Source organism: Bacillus sp. 05T31 (assembly GCF_056396725.1).
The window spans coordinates 1-15,955 of sequence record NZ_JBFTMA010000158.1; the positions used below are offsets into that span (position 1 = coordinate 1).

Annotated in this window: 12 protein-coding genes, 1 pseudogene and 1 riboswitch; of the genes and pseudogenes, 6 read left to right on the forward strand and 7 right to left on the reverse strand. The window is 37.8% G+C overall.

Features of this window, described 5'->3' with window-relative positions:
* Positions 1-639, reverse strand: a 639-nt coding sequence (locus AC1DJR_RS12105) for an RNA-guided endonuclease InsQ/TnpB family protein (protein ID WP_477002699.1), incomplete at its 3' end; no start/stop codon positions are given.
* A gap of 784 nt (positions 640-1,423) precedes the next feature.
* On the opposite strand from AC1DJR_RS12105, the gene AC1DJR_RS12110 reads away from it, so the two are divergent.
* Positions 1,424-2,308, forward strand: coding sequence for a LysR family transcriptional regulator (locus tag AC1DJR_RS12110; protein ID WP_002129960.1), 885 nt, complete (start codon positions 1,424-1,426; stop codon positions 2,306-2,308).
* A gap of 67 nt (positions 2,309-2,375) precedes the next feature.
* Here AC1DJR_RS12110 and AC1DJR_RS12115 read toward each other — a convergent pair.
* A pseudogene (locus AC1DJR_RS12115) lies at positions 2,376-3,273 on the reverse strand (transcriptional regulator).
* Positions 3,274-3,362: 89 nt separating this feature from the next.
* Positions 3,363-3,512 carry a hypothetical protein gene (locus AC1DJR_RS12120; RefSeq protein WP_002016173.1) on the reverse strand — a complete coding sequence of 50 codons (150 nt, stop codon included), beginning with the start codon at positions 3,510-3,512 and terminating at the stop codon, positions 3,363-3,365.
* Positions 3,513-3,764: 252 nt separating this feature from the next.
* Between AC1DJR_RS12120 and cydA the strand changes: the two genes are divergently transcribed.
* The 3 genes from cydA (at position 3,765) to AC1DJR_RS12135 (ending at position 7,716) form a co-directional block, all read left to right on the forward strand.
* On the forward strand, positions 3,765-5,120 hold the full coding sequence (gene cydA, locus AC1DJR_RS12125; RefSeq protein ID WP_477002700.1) for a cytochrome ubiquinol oxidase subunit I: 1,356 nt from the start codon (positions 3,765-3,767) through the stop codon (positions 5,118-5,120).
* Complete coding sequence (locus AC1DJR_RS12130) at positions 5,113-6,138, forward strand: cytochrome d ubiquinol oxidase subunit II (protein WP_060749232.1); 1,026 nt, start codon at positions 5,113-5,115, stop codon at positions 6,136-6,138. The genes cydA and AC1DJR_RS12130 overlap by 8 nt, the downstream gene beginning before the upstream one ends.
* Before the next feature lie 219 nt (positions 6,139-6,357).
* On the forward strand, positions 6,358-7,716 hold the full coding sequence (locus AC1DJR_RS12135; protein WP_477002701.1) for an arsenic transporter: 1,359 nt from the start codon (positions 6,358-6,360) through the stop codon (positions 7,714-7,716).
* Positions 7,717-7,967: 251 nt separating this feature from the next.
* Here AC1DJR_RS12135 and thiC read toward each other — a convergent pair whose 3' ends face one another.
* Together thiC and AC1DJR_RS12145 are read right to left on the reverse strand one after the other, a co-directional pair.
* Positions 7,968-9,728 (reverse strand): phosphomethylpyrimidine synthase ThiC, encoded by a 1,761-nt coding sequence (gene thiC / locus AC1DJR_RS12140; RefSeq protein WP_002068339.1) that lies wholly within the window; start codon positions 9,726-9,728, stop codon positions 7,968-7,970.
* Positions 9,729-9,840: 112 nt separating this feature from the next.
* Positions 9,841-9,956: riboswitch (TPP riboswitch) on the reverse strand.
* Between the two features lie 71 nt (positions 9,957-10,027).
* On the reverse strand, positions 10,028-11,500 hold the full coding sequence (locus AC1DJR_RS12145) for a lactate permease LctP family transporter (protein ID WP_477002702.1): 1,473 nt from the start codon (positions 11,498-11,500) through the stop codon (positions 10,028-10,030).
* 287 nt (positions 11,501-11,787) lie between these two features.
* On the opposite strand from AC1DJR_RS12145, the gene AC1DJR_RS12150 reads away from it, so the two are divergent.
* Positions 11,788-12,105 carry a magnetosome magnetite crystal formation protein family gene (locus AC1DJR_RS12150; protein ID WP_002167374.1) on the forward strand — a complete coding sequence of 106 codons (318 nt, stop codon included), beginning with the start codon at positions 11,788-11,790 and terminating at the stop codon, positions 12,103-12,105.
* 176 nt (positions 12,106-12,281) lie between these two features.
* On the opposite strand, the gene AC1DJR_RS12155 is transcribed toward AC1DJR_RS12150, so the two are convergent.
* Complete coding sequence (locus AC1DJR_RS12155; RefSeq protein WP_429688006.1) at positions 12,282-12,773, reverse strand: metal-binding protein; 492 nt, start codon at positions 12,771-12,773, stop codon at positions 12,282-12,284.
* Positions 12,774-12,823: 50 nt separating this feature from the next.
* Complete coding sequence (locus tag AC1DJR_RS12160; protein WP_002016186.1) at positions 12,824-13,189, reverse strand: YkvA family protein; 366 nt, start codon at positions 13,187-13,189, stop codon at positions 12,824-12,826.
* A gap of 550 nt (positions 13,190-13,739) precedes the next feature.
* Here AC1DJR_RS12160 and AC1DJR_RS12165 point away from each other — a divergent pair.
* Positions 13,740-15,668 carry an LTA synthase family protein gene (locus AC1DJR_RS12165; RefSeq protein WP_477002703.1) on the forward strand — a complete coding sequence of 643 codons (1,929 nt, stop codon included), beginning with the start codon at positions 13,740-13,742 and terminating at the stop codon, positions 15,666-15,668.
* Positions 15,669-15,955 lie beyond the last annotated feature (287 nt).

A 15,955-nucleotide genomic window follows, 5' to 3' on the forward strand; every position in this document is an offset into this window, starting at 1 on the left:
TTTCCTTCTCAAAAGTTTTTTAACCTTGGCATCTTTGTTTATATTTCGTTCTTTCGTACCATTAGAAGCTACAAACAGCTCTTTTAAACCAACATCCAYACCAATCGACTCATTKGTTAGTTCTTGTGATTCAAARTCTTCTTGGAACCCTACACTAATCCACCAGTGACGCCCATCAAAGGTCACTCTTGGATTGGATGGTTTTTTGTTTCTTGGTAGTTGTTGGCTTGTTTTCACTTCTCCAATGGACTGAATATGAACTACTTTCTTTCCTATAATCAGCCTTTCATAATTGGCATAAAATCCTTGGATTAAATCTTTTTTGGATTTATAAGAAGTGTGATAACCATTTTTGTACTTTTTGAACGAATGTTTTCTCGCCTTATCAAAATCTTTTGAAGCCTGTTTGGGAACTTGTGCGTTGATGTCATGTAACCACTCATATCTCTTTCGCTTCTTGATCTTTGTAAATCGTTTCTGTAAAGCTAACTGTGAAACAGATTTTCCAAATAGCTTATARTATCTATCACTCATTCTTTTACAATAGTTATAAGCGAATCTTGCAGCACCAGCATGGTTTCTAAGCACTTTTTCTTGTTCAGGCGTTGGAATYAGTCTGACTTTCTTCGCCAATATCATCAGAATTTAACTCCTTTAAGGAAAGATTTGTTCTTCTGAATAGTAGCGTGTTCCACCAGCATTCTCCTTAGACTACTCGGATGCAAACCTGTTAATTCTGATACTTGACTAACTCGTGAAAATTTCATTATTATTCTCGCCTCATTGAACCTAACATAGCACGTACGTTCGATATTTTCAATGAAGTTTGATAGATTCAATAAAATTTATCTCGTTCAACTAAGAGCGCAATTCCTTAGCCAGTTCTCTTATGAACTTCTCATGTTTTCACATGAGCGCAGACTATATGTTTATCTCTTTAGAGATAGAGGATTTTTCCATCACCATAGGCTTGTGATGTACTCTCGTCAGTTATACGAGATAGTCGTTGAACGTTCATCTTATCAATTTTGACTTAGACGATTCGAGGCGGAAGACCCATTGCTCTAGTGTTTAGGATTTAACCTTGCACCATCTGATTGATTTTTTCTGCTTTCGCAACATTCACGCTCACCATTTCTAGCYAYGTTGTAGTTCAATCAGCTTTAGGGATTGCCCGCARTTAACCCTCACTACTAGCCAATCACTTGACTAACAGGGCTTACTGATATATTTAATTAACTTTAGTTATAATTGGTTAAATAAATCGTAACAGTTAGTTACCCTTCATGAAACATACTCCTTCTCCTAATTTAACACCCTTCGAATGGTTTAACAGATTTACTATACACGTCACTTTCCATACTGTATAATACATCTTTAATTATCAATTCATTCCTTTTGGTCTATAGAAAGGAGATTCGAAGTGGAACTTCTTCAATTAAAATACTTTCAGACAGTCGCACGACTAGAACATATGACAAAAGCAGCTGAAGAATTGCATATCGCGCAGCCTTCACTCAGTAAAACAATCGCTAGACTAGAAAAGGACTTAGGCGTCCCCTTATTTGATCGCCAAGGTCGACAGATTACATTAAACTCTTTCGGCAAAGTATTTTTAAAACGAGTAGAACGCATTTTTCATGAATTAAGTGAAGGGGAACGCGAAATTAAAGATTTAGCTGAATTACAACAAGGCTCTATTACACTTGCAGTTTCTATTCCAAGAATATTACCCGAGTTACTCGGTTCTTTTTTACTAGAACACCCTAACGTTCGATTCCAACAATTTCTCGCATCTACTCCTTCTATGAAACGGCAACTAGATAATATGGAAATTGATTTTTGTATCTCCTCTGTACCAATTGAAGGCGAGGAAATGGTTTGGGAACCACTTATCACAGAAGAAATTTTCTTAGCTGTTCCTTCAGGACATCGGTTATCAAACCGCGAAAGTATCTATTTGCATGAAGTAAAAGACGAATCGTTTATTAGTATGAACACYGGTTACGGATTTCGGCACTTAACAGATGAATTTTGTAAAAAAGCTGGTTTCACTCCACATATCGCTTTTGAAGTAGATGAACCAACCGTGATTAGCGATCTCATTAAGCAAGGTCTTGGCATCGCCTTTGTCCCAAGTTTAACTTTATTAAAAAACTCTACTTTAGCATCAAATAAGTTACGTATTATTGAACCTAATTGCGAACGAACTATCGGCTTAAGTTGGTCGAAGAAGCGCTATTTATCAAACACCGCCCAGCAATTTCGTGAATTCGTGATTGATTACTTCTCCAATATTAGGGCGTAAAATTATATCGCTTTACAAACAAATAACGACACAAATAAAAGGTACCATCCCCATAGGGTGGTACCTTTTATTTTTTACTCTTATCCAATTCCATTTCCGCTAAAAGCGGCAATACGTTATCGAAAATATGTGTATTATTATTCTCACCTGTTACATATCCACCATAATATCTACTAAATACATTATCATTTCGGAATGTATTCATCCGCTCATACAATTCCTTCGCAAACTTTRTATCACCTGTTTGTAGTACGTACAAAATTGTTAATCCGTAAGATGCTGGTGATTCATAGTTCACAGCTTGTTTTCCCGTTTCTAAGTTATAACGACCATATAACTTTYCGTCTTCGCGAAATTTCTTCTTTATAAATTCCAAATAAGCATCTGATGAAAGACCGCCTAAACTACGATGATAAGCAACGTATGATTGATCAATAAGATTCACTTCTTTATCGTACGTAAATGTCCCATCATCTTTATACTCTTTCGGGAATGCCCAGCCCTGCCTTGGATAATCCGCTAAAAACTGAACAACTTCCTGATACTGCTGTGCAGAAATTTTTCCATGCTTTTTCATATAAGAGAATGCATGCGGATTTATGTAAGATGTTGTTGCAAAGTTATTTTGTTTCCCTGTATCTGCATCGTAATAATCAACGTAATAATTACCTTTTTTATTATAACGAAGTACAGAATTGTTCATCAAATAAAGCTTGATCATCTTTATCAAGTGTATATTGTAGCCATAACCCTGCAGATTCTGATAAAGCTTCACGGCCCTTCGCTTCACCCTTACCTGCCTTTGTATCCTCTAAGCGATACGTTGCAAGTGTTCCATTTTCATTCACCATATGTCGTAAAATAAAATGCTCGGTACGATTTCCTTGTAAAGCTGACCAAAATACAACTCCACCTAAAGCGATTAAGAGAATAACCCCAATCCCTATATATAAACGTTTTCGCAAGCTTTTCACCTCCTTTTAAGGCTAACCTTAATTTTACCAGAACATACGCAAATATAAAAAAGACAATCCTTTAGATTGTCTCTCCCACCTTATCCTTCGCAAGCCTCTTTAGAAGGTCTATATAGCGATTCCACAAGTCGATCATATTCACGACGCGTAATTTCTTTATTATACAACTTTAATAATAAATCTCTATGCTCTCTTGAAAATGCCATCTTTTTAATGACTTCAGGATACATAAAACACCCTCTCCATTTCACATAAACTTCTTCATCCTGGAAATAGAACTTACGTTCGCATAAAGAATTATAAAAGATTCAGCCCTAAAAAACAAATAAAATATTACCAAATATCAATTTCTTTCTTTTTAAAATATTTAAATATTATATTACCGTACTCATTTTTTAAATACATATATATTTTTGGTAGTTTTTTGAATAAATTTTCCAATTCAATCAGAAAATAATGGCAAAAAGAAGAGGAGTATACATATGGATACCGTAACATTAGCAAGGGCATTTTTTGGTTCTTCATTAGCATTCCACATTATCTTTGCAACGCTTGGAGTCGGGCTTTCTTTAATGATTTTTATAAGTGAAATACTCTATCACTGGAAGAAAGATTCCGACTATGCCATTATGGCAAAAAGATGGACAAAGGCTTTTGCTATCCTTCTCGGTGTAGCAATTCCAACTGGAACAATTGTTGGTGTACAAATTTCACTTCTTTGGCCTGGTTTCGCCAAAATTGTTGGGCAAGTTATTTCCGTTCCGTTTCAAATTGAGATTTTCGCCTTCTTTTTAGAGGCTTTATTCATGTCTATTTACGTATATGCGGCCGATAAACTACCTCCAGTTATGAGATTAATCTCGCTATTTTTCGTTATGATTGGCGCCACTGCATCTGCCGTGCTTATTACATCGGCAAACACATGGATGAATACACCTGCGGGCTTTTCAATGAATCCAGATGGCTCAGTTTTTAACGTTGATCCGTGGAAAGCTTTCTTTAATCCGAGCTTTGGCACAAGTGCATTCCACGTCGTTATTACGGCCTATACAACTGGAGCAGCTGTTATTGCTTCTATCGCTGGATTTAAATTATTAAAGAAAAATTTAAKTGCTCGTGAAATTGCTTACCATAAAAAAGGATTACTGTTAGGGCTTGTCGTTACATTTATCACAGGTGCTACGATGTGGCTTTCAGGACACGAATCTGCTATTGCCTTACATAAACATTCACCTGAAAAACTAGCATCTGCTGAAGCTTTGTTTGAAACGACATCACACGCGCCTTTATCGATTGGCGGGGTTGTGGACCCTAACACACTTGAACTAAACTATGCCCTTGAAATTCCGAACATGCTTAGCTTATTAGTGGGACTAGACCCTAACACCGTTGTAAAAGGKCTAAAKGAATTCCCGCAAGAAACATGGCCACCATTTTACACACATACACTGTTCAATTTAATGGTYGGCACYGCTGCCTTTACCTTTGCAGTTGCAGCTATTGCCCTCTTATATTGGTACTTTGTTTACCGAAAAAAAGGAGTAGAGTTACCGAAGTGGCTTCTTTGGGGAGCTGCCGCCTGTGGACCCGTTATGTTGCTCGGTATTGAATTCGGATGGATTTTTAGTTGTAGTGGTCGTCAGCCATGGACAATTTATGGCATGCAACGCACGGTAGATGCTTCTACGCGCGCTGATTTCGTCGGTCCTTTATTTGTTTTATTCATCATTTTATATATCGGACTCGGTATTTTAACAGTCTTTGTACTACGGACATTCTTTAAGAAACATCCGTTAAAGAATGATTTACATCACGAAGGAGGCGATTCTCGTGCATGAGGAAAGCATTGCAATCATCATCTTATGGGCTCTTATTTTCGTATATAGCATAYTAGGRTCTATTGATTTTGGAGCTGGTTTTTGGGGCATGGTATACGCTAAACACCCGACGCTTGCTGCCAAGCTTGCTAATCGGTACTTATCACCAACTTGGGAAGTAACAAATACGTTTCTTGTCTTTGTCGTCGTTGCTTTTCTCGGTTTCTTCCCAAAAGCGGCCTTTACCCTTGCAACCGTTATGTTTGTACCAGTTATGTTAATTTTAGTACTCGTTGCGATTCGTAGTACATTTATGGTATTTGCTTACTCCCTGCCAAAATACCAACACCTTCTTCGGATTATTTCAGGTATTACCGGGCTCTTAATCCCAGCTCTATTAATTACCGTTCTGCCAGTTACAGAAGGTGCCTATATTACGATGTCTGAAGGAAAAGAAGTACTCCTTTACGGAAAACTTCTTTCTAGTCCTGTTATTTATTGTTACATGCTCTTCGGACTAACTTCGGAACTATTTCTATCATCTCTCTTTCTTGCTGATTTTGCTAGGGAACAAGGTTCTGAAGATACGTACCGAATTTATAGAAGAAATGCCATCATACTTGGTCCTGCAACGCTCGTGACTGCTATTATCGCTCTCGTTGTAATGGACCCTGAAACACACTGGCTTATGCAAGGACTAATAAAGCAATTCCCATGGTTTACAGTCTCTATCATTTTATTTGTTATCGGATACTCTTCCCTTTGGTGGACAAATAAGAAATATGGCACACTAGGCTTTCCTCGCATTGCAGTTTTAGCTGTCGTCGCTCAATATGCATTTGCAAGCTACGCTTACGGCGTCGCCCATTTACCTTATATCATTTACCCGGACGTAACTGTATTTACAAGCTTTACGACGGTCGAAACATTCTATGCACTTCTTATTCTTTACGCAATCGGGATTGCAATTTTACTACCAGGATTTATTTTCTTCTGGAATTTATTCTTAAAAGATCGAACATTTTTAAAGGGAAAATAGTAAATGAGGGGCATTCACACATAGAATGCCCCTCATTTATTAGACTCCTCTCCTAATAGTTATTACACTACTCCTTATACTTGCCTTATTGCTCAAAATACACATATTCACTAGATTAAGGTAGATGCCTAGTTCTTCTTATTTTCTTTTGAATATAATGCTATATAAACTTGAGACAAGCTACATTTGTTCAAGRGAAAATAGAAAGGTAGGTTAAATATGAGCATTGAAATATGGATTACTATTATTGTATTTTTCTTAACGATGATTGTTATCTTTYGGCGCCCTCGTGGTATAAATGAAGCATGGCCGGCAGCAGTCGGCGCTAGCATTATCCTCATTACTGGACTTGTATCCAAACCAGACGTCATGGACATTATAAGTAAAATCGGCGGTGCCTCTATAACGATATTAGCGACCATCGTTATGGCGGTTATATTAGAAAGCTTCGGCTTCTTCCACTGGTCCGCAGCAAAACTTGCAAATTTAGCAAAGGGCTCCGGACGACGCTTATACTGGTATATTCAATTATTATGTTTTCTTATGACTCTTTTATTCAATAACGACGGTAGTATTTTAATTACAACACCGATTTTGATTTTACTTCTGAAAAACCTTCAATTAAAACCTCATCAACAAATCCCTTATTTATTAAGCGGTGCTTTAATCGCCACTGCATCTAGTGCACCAATTGGTGTAAGTAATATTGTAAACTTAATTGCATTAAATATCGTCCACATGACTCTTTATATGCATACCGCTATGATGTTTGTACCTGCAACACTAGGACTACTGTTTATGTCATGGCTCATGTATACAGTTTTAAAGAAAAAACTTCCAGAAAGATTACCTGTTTCTTCATATGATATTGAAGAAATTTTCTTCACGAAAAACTTCCATCCGTTAAAAGGACAAAATTCTGTTAATACGAAACAAAAACGTACGAAATTCATGTTAAAAGTATTAGGCTTCGTCTTCCTTATGCGCTGTCTTCTATTCGTTGCATCCTTCTTATCGATTCCAATCGAAATCGTTGCCGTACTCGGTTCACTCGTTCTTCTCATCTGGAGATGGTACTACTTACGAACAAACCCAGTCGATATTTTGAAAAAGACACCGTGGCACATTTTAATTTTCGCCTTCTCTATGTACGTAATTATTTACGGGCTTCACAACGCAGGATTAACAGCGGCGCTTGTCCATTGGCTCGAACCAGTTGTAAGTCAGCATCTACTCTATGCCAGCTTTGCAATGGGCGGACTCGTTTCCCTCCTCTCTAACGTCTTCAATAACCACCCTGCACTTATGATTGGTACAATCACATTAACAGAAATGGGACTAGATCCAGTCACATTAAAAACTATCTATCTCGCAAATATCATCGGTAGTGACATCGGTTCACTATTATTACCAATCGGTACACTAGCTTCCCTCATTTGGATGTATATCTTAAGACAAAACAAAATTAAAGTGAAATGGAAAGATTATTTAAGCGTATCTCTCATCGTAATCCCACTCACAACAGTCGTCACATTATTCCTCTTATACTACTGGGTACAATTATTCTTCACCTTATAAAGTGAAACTTTATAAGGTGGGTGGGTGTTCATCCCCCACTGATTATTAGCCCGCACCAATCGGGCGTTTACGGGCAGTTTATCTCCCACCTAACTTCTTTGCTCCAGCCGAATTTTGAGGTGGGAGTTTTACTGCCCACAAATAGCGGGRTAGACGACAGAAGCCCCCTTTGCTACCGTCTTAGCAAAGGGGGCTTCTTCTATATTTAAGTTAGGTACAGTGTGATCAATCAAGTAAAGAGGTGTAACGTGTTATTGATATAAGTGACTACCAGTTTCTTTGAATTCTACCGCTTTCTCTTTCATTCCTTTTTCAATTGCTTCTGTCGTTTCTAAGTCATTTTCTTTCGCATATTCACGAATATCATGTGAAATTCTCATACTACAAAACTTTGGGCCACACATTGAACAGAAATGCGCTGTTTTCGCCCCTTCTGCTGGCAACGTTTCATCATGGTACTCCATCGCGCGTTCAGGATCTAAAGATAAATTAAATTGGTCGCGCCAACGGAATTCAAATCGTGCTTTTGAAAGTGCATCATCACGCTGATGAGCCGTTTTATGCCCTTTCGCAAGATCGGCTGCATGCGCAGCGATTTTGTACGTAATAACCCCTTCGCGAACATCATCTTTGTTCGGTAAACCTAAATGTTCTTTCGGGGTTACATAACAAAGCATCGCCGTTCCAAACCAGCCGATCATCGCAGCACCAATCGCTGAAGTAATATGATCATAACCTGGTGCAATATCTGTCGTTAACGGCCCAAGTGTATAGAACGGCGCACCCTGACAAATATCAAGTTCTTTCTCCATATTTTCTTTAATTAAATGCATCGGTACATGCCCAGGTCCTTCAATCATAACTTGCACATCATGTTTCCAAGCGATTTTTGTTAATTCACCAAGTGTCTCAAGCTCAGAAAACTGCGCTTCGTCATTTGCATCTGCAATAGAACCTGGACGTAATCCATCTCCAAGAGAAAACGAAACATCGTACTGCTTCATAATTTCACAAATCTCTTCAAAGTGAGTATATAGGAAGTTTTCTTTATGATGGAATAAACACCACTGCGCCATAATCGAACCACCGCGCGAAACAATACCTGTCATACGCTTTGCAGTAATTGGAATGTAACGAAGTAATACACCAGCGTGAATCGTGAAGTAATCAACGCCTTGCTCCGCCTGCTCAATTAACGTATCACGATATACTTCCCACGTTAAATCYTCTGCAATTCCGTTTACYTTTTCAAGCGCTTGATAAATTGGCACAGTTCCAACTGGTACCGGAGCATTACGAATAATCCACTCACGTGTTGTATGAATGTTTTTACCTGTAGATAAATCCATAATCGTATCTGCACCCCAGCGAGTCGCCCACGTCATCTTCTCTACTTCTTCTGCAATAGAAGACGATACAGCAGAGTTTCCGATATTTGCATTTACCTTCACGTGAAAATTACGTCCAATTATCATCGGTTCCGCTTCAGGATGGTTAATGTTCGCCGGCAAAATCGCACGACCTTCTGCAATCTCTTTACGAACAAATTCAGGCTCTACCCCTTCACGAATCGCAACATATTCCATCTCAGACGTAATAATGCCATTACGCGCATAATGCATTTGCGAAACATTTGCACCTTGCTTCGCTCTAAGCGGCTTACGATCCATTTGCGGGAAAACAGGTGTATGTTTTGAAGCCACTTTCACACCGTCATCCTCAGGTTTAATTTCGCGTCCTTCATAAGCTTCCACATCACCACGCCCCAAGGTCCAAGAGTGGCGCGGCGCCTGCAACCCCTTTTCCAGCTCCACTTTATACTCTGGATCTGTATAAGGTCCACTCGTATCATACACACGGATTGGCGGATTTTGAACACCATTCGTATCGCTTTGTTCAATCTCGCGCATTGGTACTTTCATACCTTCACGTGTTCCATCCACATACACTTTCTTACTTCCTGGTAAACTCGATTTCAATTCAATTTGCTCAGCTGAAACAGACTGTTTCATAACCTTTGTTGCCCCCCTGTTCGTGACAAGGACGAGATATGGCCAGCGCATGCCAAAATAAAAAGAGCCAGGTCCATAAAAGAATAAGGACCTGGCTCATAAAGACATMATTATGTAAAGCCGTTAACTTCCCTACGCTGGTACGAGCCAGATCAGGTCCAAAGGGTTAAGAAGTTCACACGCTTCTCTCTCAGCCTACGCATACGTTAGGCACCCCTAGTTTATCACTGATTTAATTTTCAATACTTTCCCATCATACACTATAATCTGAAAAATGCAAAGGTTATTTCTTTTGTTGTTTACGGAATCATCCAAGTTAAATAATAAGCCTGCACATACGTCATAATCCCAACAATAGTAACGAAGAATAAACTATGCTTCAATGTAAAGCGGAACAAATCTGACTCTTTCCCAGCAAGTCCAACTGCCGCACAAGCAATCGCAATTGATTGCGGAGAAATCATTTTACCTGTTACACCGCCAGTTGTATTTGCTGCAACAAGAAGCACTTCAGATACACCGACTTGCTGCGCTGTAATTGCTTGTAAATTCGAGAACAGTGCGTTCGCTGACGTATCTGATCCTGTTAAGAATACGCCAATCCATCCTAAGAATGGTGAGAAGAACGGGAATAGTCCGCCAGTTCCTGCAAGTGCTAACGCTAATGTAGAAGATAGACCAGAATAGTTTGCGATAAATGCGAATCCTAATACGAATCCAATAGATAGAATTGGCATTTTTAGTTCTTTAAATACGAGACTTTCTAAAGCGCCGCCCGGAGCGAATAATGCTTTAAAGAAACTTTGGCTCCAAATGACTACCATCACAGTTAAAATAATGAACGGAGACCATGCTTTTACTACTTTTCCTACCGTTAGTTTCGGCATAGATGTCGTCGCCGTCGCCGTCGTCGTTGCTGCTACTTCACTATTCGCTTGCTTAGTTTGATAAATTTCTTTCGGCTGCCAAACTTTTAAGAATAGCGATAAACTTACTAAACTTACAAGCGCTGACGTAATATCCGGAAGTTCTGGTCCTAAAAACGTCGCTGTAATAAACTGTGTAATCGCAAATGAACTACCCGCTACAAATAAAGCAGGCCACGTTTGTTTTACTCCTTTAAAGCCATCCATTAAAAATACGATAAAGAACGGAACAAATAAAGATAAGAACGGTAATTGATGCCCAGCCATTTGTCCAATTTTATGCGGATCAATGCCTGTTACTTGTCCAGCAACTGTAATCGGAATCCCCATCGCTCCGAACGCTACTGGTGCAGTATTTGCGATTAAACAAAGACCTGCTGCATATAAAGGATTTAGCCCAAGGCCTGCAAGAAGCGCTGCCGTAATCGCTACTGGTGCACCAAATCCTGCTGCCCCTTCCAAAAATGCTCCAAATGAAAATCCAATTAAAATAACGAGTAAACGATGGTCATTCGTAATGGATAATACAGATGCACGAATGACATCAAATTGACCTGTTTTCACAGAAATTTTATATAAAAATACTGACATAATGATAATCCACGCAATTGGCCATAATCCGTATAAGAAACCGTATCCGGTCGCTGCCATTGCCATTGTGAATGGCATTTTATACGCAAATAACGCCACCAAAATCGTTAATACAACTGTAATAAATCCTGCCACATACCCCTTCATGCGGAAAACCGCTAAAGCTAAGAAAAAAAAGATGATTGGAATAAGTGCGACTGCTGCCGAAATCCAAATGTTACCGAACGGATCGTAAACTTGTGTCCATGTGTTCATTGTTCTCTCCCCCTAAAGAATCCCCTTTTAAATAAGATATAACCTTATCAATAGACTACCAGGTCATCATACCTTTAAGTCTAAAAAATACAAAACGTTTAAGAAAACGTTTTCAATAATTTTATCACAACAATTTTCATTTAAAAAGATTTTTTCGAAAATTTCATCATTTGAAAAGGAAATCTTACAAAAGCGTCACGTTTTTGTAATGTTAATCGATAGGAAGGTTGCCAAATTTATCGCATACTAAAAGTATAACAACGGACATTACTTATGAGGTGATATATATGAACGGAAACAAAATATTAGCAGCTTTATCATACTTTAGTGTATTATTTGCACCTATCTTATTCCCTATTATCGTGTGGATTGTGGGCGATTCTGAAACGAAACCACATGCGAAACGTGCTCTATGGACACATATCGTTCCAAGCATCGCTTCATTTATTGGATTAGTTATTTTAGGAATTATGGGCATCGGATCTGATCAACCAGACGTAACACTTGGAATTGGGGCAATCATCGTCTTATGCATTTGCGGAATCATTAGCTTATACTACTTCATTTGGAATATCGTGAAAGGTATTAAGATACTGAAAGCTTAGTTTTAAACAAACGTTTGATTAAAAAGGAACTGTCCAAAAATTAATGTCGCATGATCGTAAATGAAATTTTATCGGCGATTCGACAAKGAATATCGACTTAACTACAAAATACGACAAGAATAACCTACCTATTAATAAGAAAAAAMCGTCCCAAAATACCTTTTGGGACGKTTTTTTTATCTTCTACGTTTCTTCTTTTTTCTCATCATTTTCTTTCGGCGCGTATTCGCTTTATCCGCTATAATGTGGAGCGTACTCGCCACAACAATCCCCATTACAAACGTTACAATTCCAACCTCGTGTTCCTTCGCAATTTCTATTAAATTTCCACCGAATGCGATTATATTTAATAGGAATAAAAACGGAGAAAACACGATTAACATGTATGCAATACGAATAATATCACCAATTATAATCGTATGTGTGAAGAAGGAACGATGGGGCATTACGCTCCTATATGGATACCAAAAAATACGGAGGAATCCCCATTTATTATACGCATTACTGTACGTATCTAAATCCGGTGTTAGAAATGAAGTACCTACTAAAAAGCCAATTGCAAAAGTTAATAAAAAATCAAAACTTGTTAATCCATACGAAAAGAGCATAAACAAAACAACCGGAAGGGATATTAAGTTTATTTTCGTATGCGTTCTTCCTGATGGCATAATGCACTTCCTCGCTTACGTTCGCCCTGTCATCCTATGACAGTTCTCACCTATTGATCTAATTTTTGATCGATAAATGATGTGTCTATATCCGAACCAAACCATTCTGCCAACTTCACTCGTGCCTTATCTTTCACATCTTCATTTACGTATATCGATGCTTGTAATAGTGCGGCCATTAACGCACCTAAATCATCCGTATAACCGACTCCAGCAATGAAATCTGGAATGGCATCAATCGGTGCAATGAAATAAGCAAGTGCTCCGATTACAATAATTTTCACTCGTTTTGGAACATCCGGTCTTTGCAACACGTAAAACAACAATAAACTCGCATAGATTACCGACTGCCCTGCCTGCTTCGCAACATGTTTTATTTTCTTCCAAAACGCTTCAACTGAAAATTTTTGTTTCATTCAAAAGCCTCCCTATTTTCAAAAGAAATAAGCTACAATATGTTATGTTATCAGTAAAAGTTCATCAAAATTACACATAATCTATCAATGAAATTTCATTGTAACAAACAAAACCAAAAAGAACAAGTGTTCGTTAATTTTTTCATATTTTCCTTCATATAATAGTTTTCTAGACAACCACTTAAAGATTTCTATTCCATATTTCTCAACCAAAAAACTTTCAATTCCGCTTAACATTCTTTTCTATTTTTGTTATATTTTCTAGTTGACGAGCATATAAACGAATGTTAAAGTTTTCTCTGGTAGTGACAAATCACATACAAAAAATGTAAAATGTTATAGTGTTTCTCAGAAATGAATTTTGTTGTATAATACAGAAATGACGTTATGCTTATGAGCAGCACAAGAAACCAAAAAGGGTATGCATAGTTAAAGTCGTATATGGGTGAATATAGAAACTCTAATTATGGCCAAGAAAACTATGTATTTTTTATTTTAACATTTTTCGCTCCAAAATCGACCAAGCCTGATAGAGAAAGGGTGGAAATGAATGAAAGAAACCATGAAATCACAATTTCAAAATGTGCGTTTYACTTTATTCGTAGCTTTGGCCGTATGGCTAAAATCCTACATCATTACACGCACTAGCTTCGATTTAAAACTTGAATCTTTCATGCAAGAATTCATTTTATTCATTAGTCCATTAGCAGCATCATTACTGTTTGTGGGTCTTGCATTATTTGCAAAAGGGAAAAAACGTAACTATATAGCACTAGGAATTAACTTTATCTTAACGTTCATTCTTGTTGGTAACGTAATGTTCTACGGATTCTACAACGACTTCGTTACTTTACCAGTACTAGGACAAACGTCTAATTTCGGAAGTTTAGGTTCTAGTGTGAAAGAATTATTTAACTACAAAATCATCCTTGCATTTGCGGATATTATCGTATTCTTCGTTCTATTGAAGAAGAAGAAAGATTTTGCACCGACAGAACGTGTAGCGCGTCCGATGCGTTCTCTATACTTCGTGTCAACGGTTGCTATTTTCTGCGTAAACCTAGGATTTGCAGAAGCTGAGCGTCCAGAACTATTAACACGTTCATTCGACCGCGTTATGCTTGTTAAAAACTTAGGATTATATGTACACCAAGCATACGATCTTGGCTTACAAGCAAAATCAAGTTCACAAAAAGCGTTTGCTGATGGTAGTAAATTACAAGAAACAGAAAACTACGTGAAAACAACACAAAGTAAACCAGATCCAAATATGTTTGGTACTGCAAAAGGGAAAAACGTAATTGTTGTCTCTCTTGAATCATTACAAACATTCTTAATTGGTGCGCAAGTTAACGGACAAGAAGTTACACCATTCCTAAACCAATTTGCGAAAGAAAGTTATTACTTCGATAACTTCTTCCATCAAACTGGGCAAGGTAAAACGTCTGATGCTGAATTCTTAGTAGATACTTCAATGTATCCACTAGACCGTGGTGCTGTATTCTTTACACACGGTAATAACGAATATACAGCAACTCCAGAAATTTTGCGTCAGCAAGGATATCACACATCAGTATTCCACGCGAATAACGCAACRTTCTGGAACCGTAACATTATGTATCCGGCACTTGGTTATGATCGTTACTACAACGARCTTGACTACAARATTACGCCAGAAACAAAATTAAAYTGGGGAYTAAARGATATCGAATACTTCGATCAATCTATCGATATGTTAAAAGAAGTGAAGCAACCGTTCTATACTCGCTTCCTTACTTTAACAAACCATTACCCATTCACTTATGATGACAGTACGAAATTAATCGATGAATACAATTCTGGTGATGGCGTATTTGACCGTTACATGGTAACTGCTCGCTATTTAGACGAAGCAATGAAACACTTTATTGAGCGTCTAAAAGCAGAAGGTATTTACGACAACTCAGTTATCGTATTCTACGGTGATCACTATGGTATTTCTGAAAACCATAACCGTGCAATGGCACAGTTCTTAGGAAAAGAAGAAATCACTACATTTGACCATATGAACTTACAAAAAACACCGATGTTTATTCACGTTCCAGGTCAAAAAGAAGGTAAAACAATTTCAAAACCAACTGGTGAAATTGACATTAAGCCAACAATTCTAAACTTACTTGGTGTAGATTCTACGAATCAAATTCAATTCGGTCATGATGTATTCTCACCAGAMAATAAAGGATTCGTTGTTCTTCGTGACGGTAGCTTCGTTACAGATAAGTACATGTACACGAACAGTACATTCTACGACCGTACTACTGGCGAAGTTATGCAATTACCGAAAGAAGAATCTCAACCATTAATTGATCGTGCCCAAAATGAATTGAACATGTCTGACAAAATCATTGAAGGTGACTTACTTCGCTTCTCTGAAAGTAACAAGATCAAAACTGGTGAAGTAAAGACAGCTATTAAAGAAGAAAAGAAGAGCGCTGAGTAATCTCAGCCTCTTTTTTTATTTTCTGCTATCCTTCCTCTCCTATTCATTAACTTTAAAATTACATAACCTTCACCTAATATTTACACCACATTAACGAAACATCTTTATAATAAAATATGTAAACAAGGTTCCACATATTTCTTATCTCTCATCTTCAATAGGATCCCTTAGAGAAATGTGTGCATCATTTGTTTTCAACTTTCTTATAATTGTCTTTCCAAGTGTTTTGTTTGCATAAATGAAACCTTTAAAGACGATGTCCCTATGAATGATAGCTACCCTCCTTG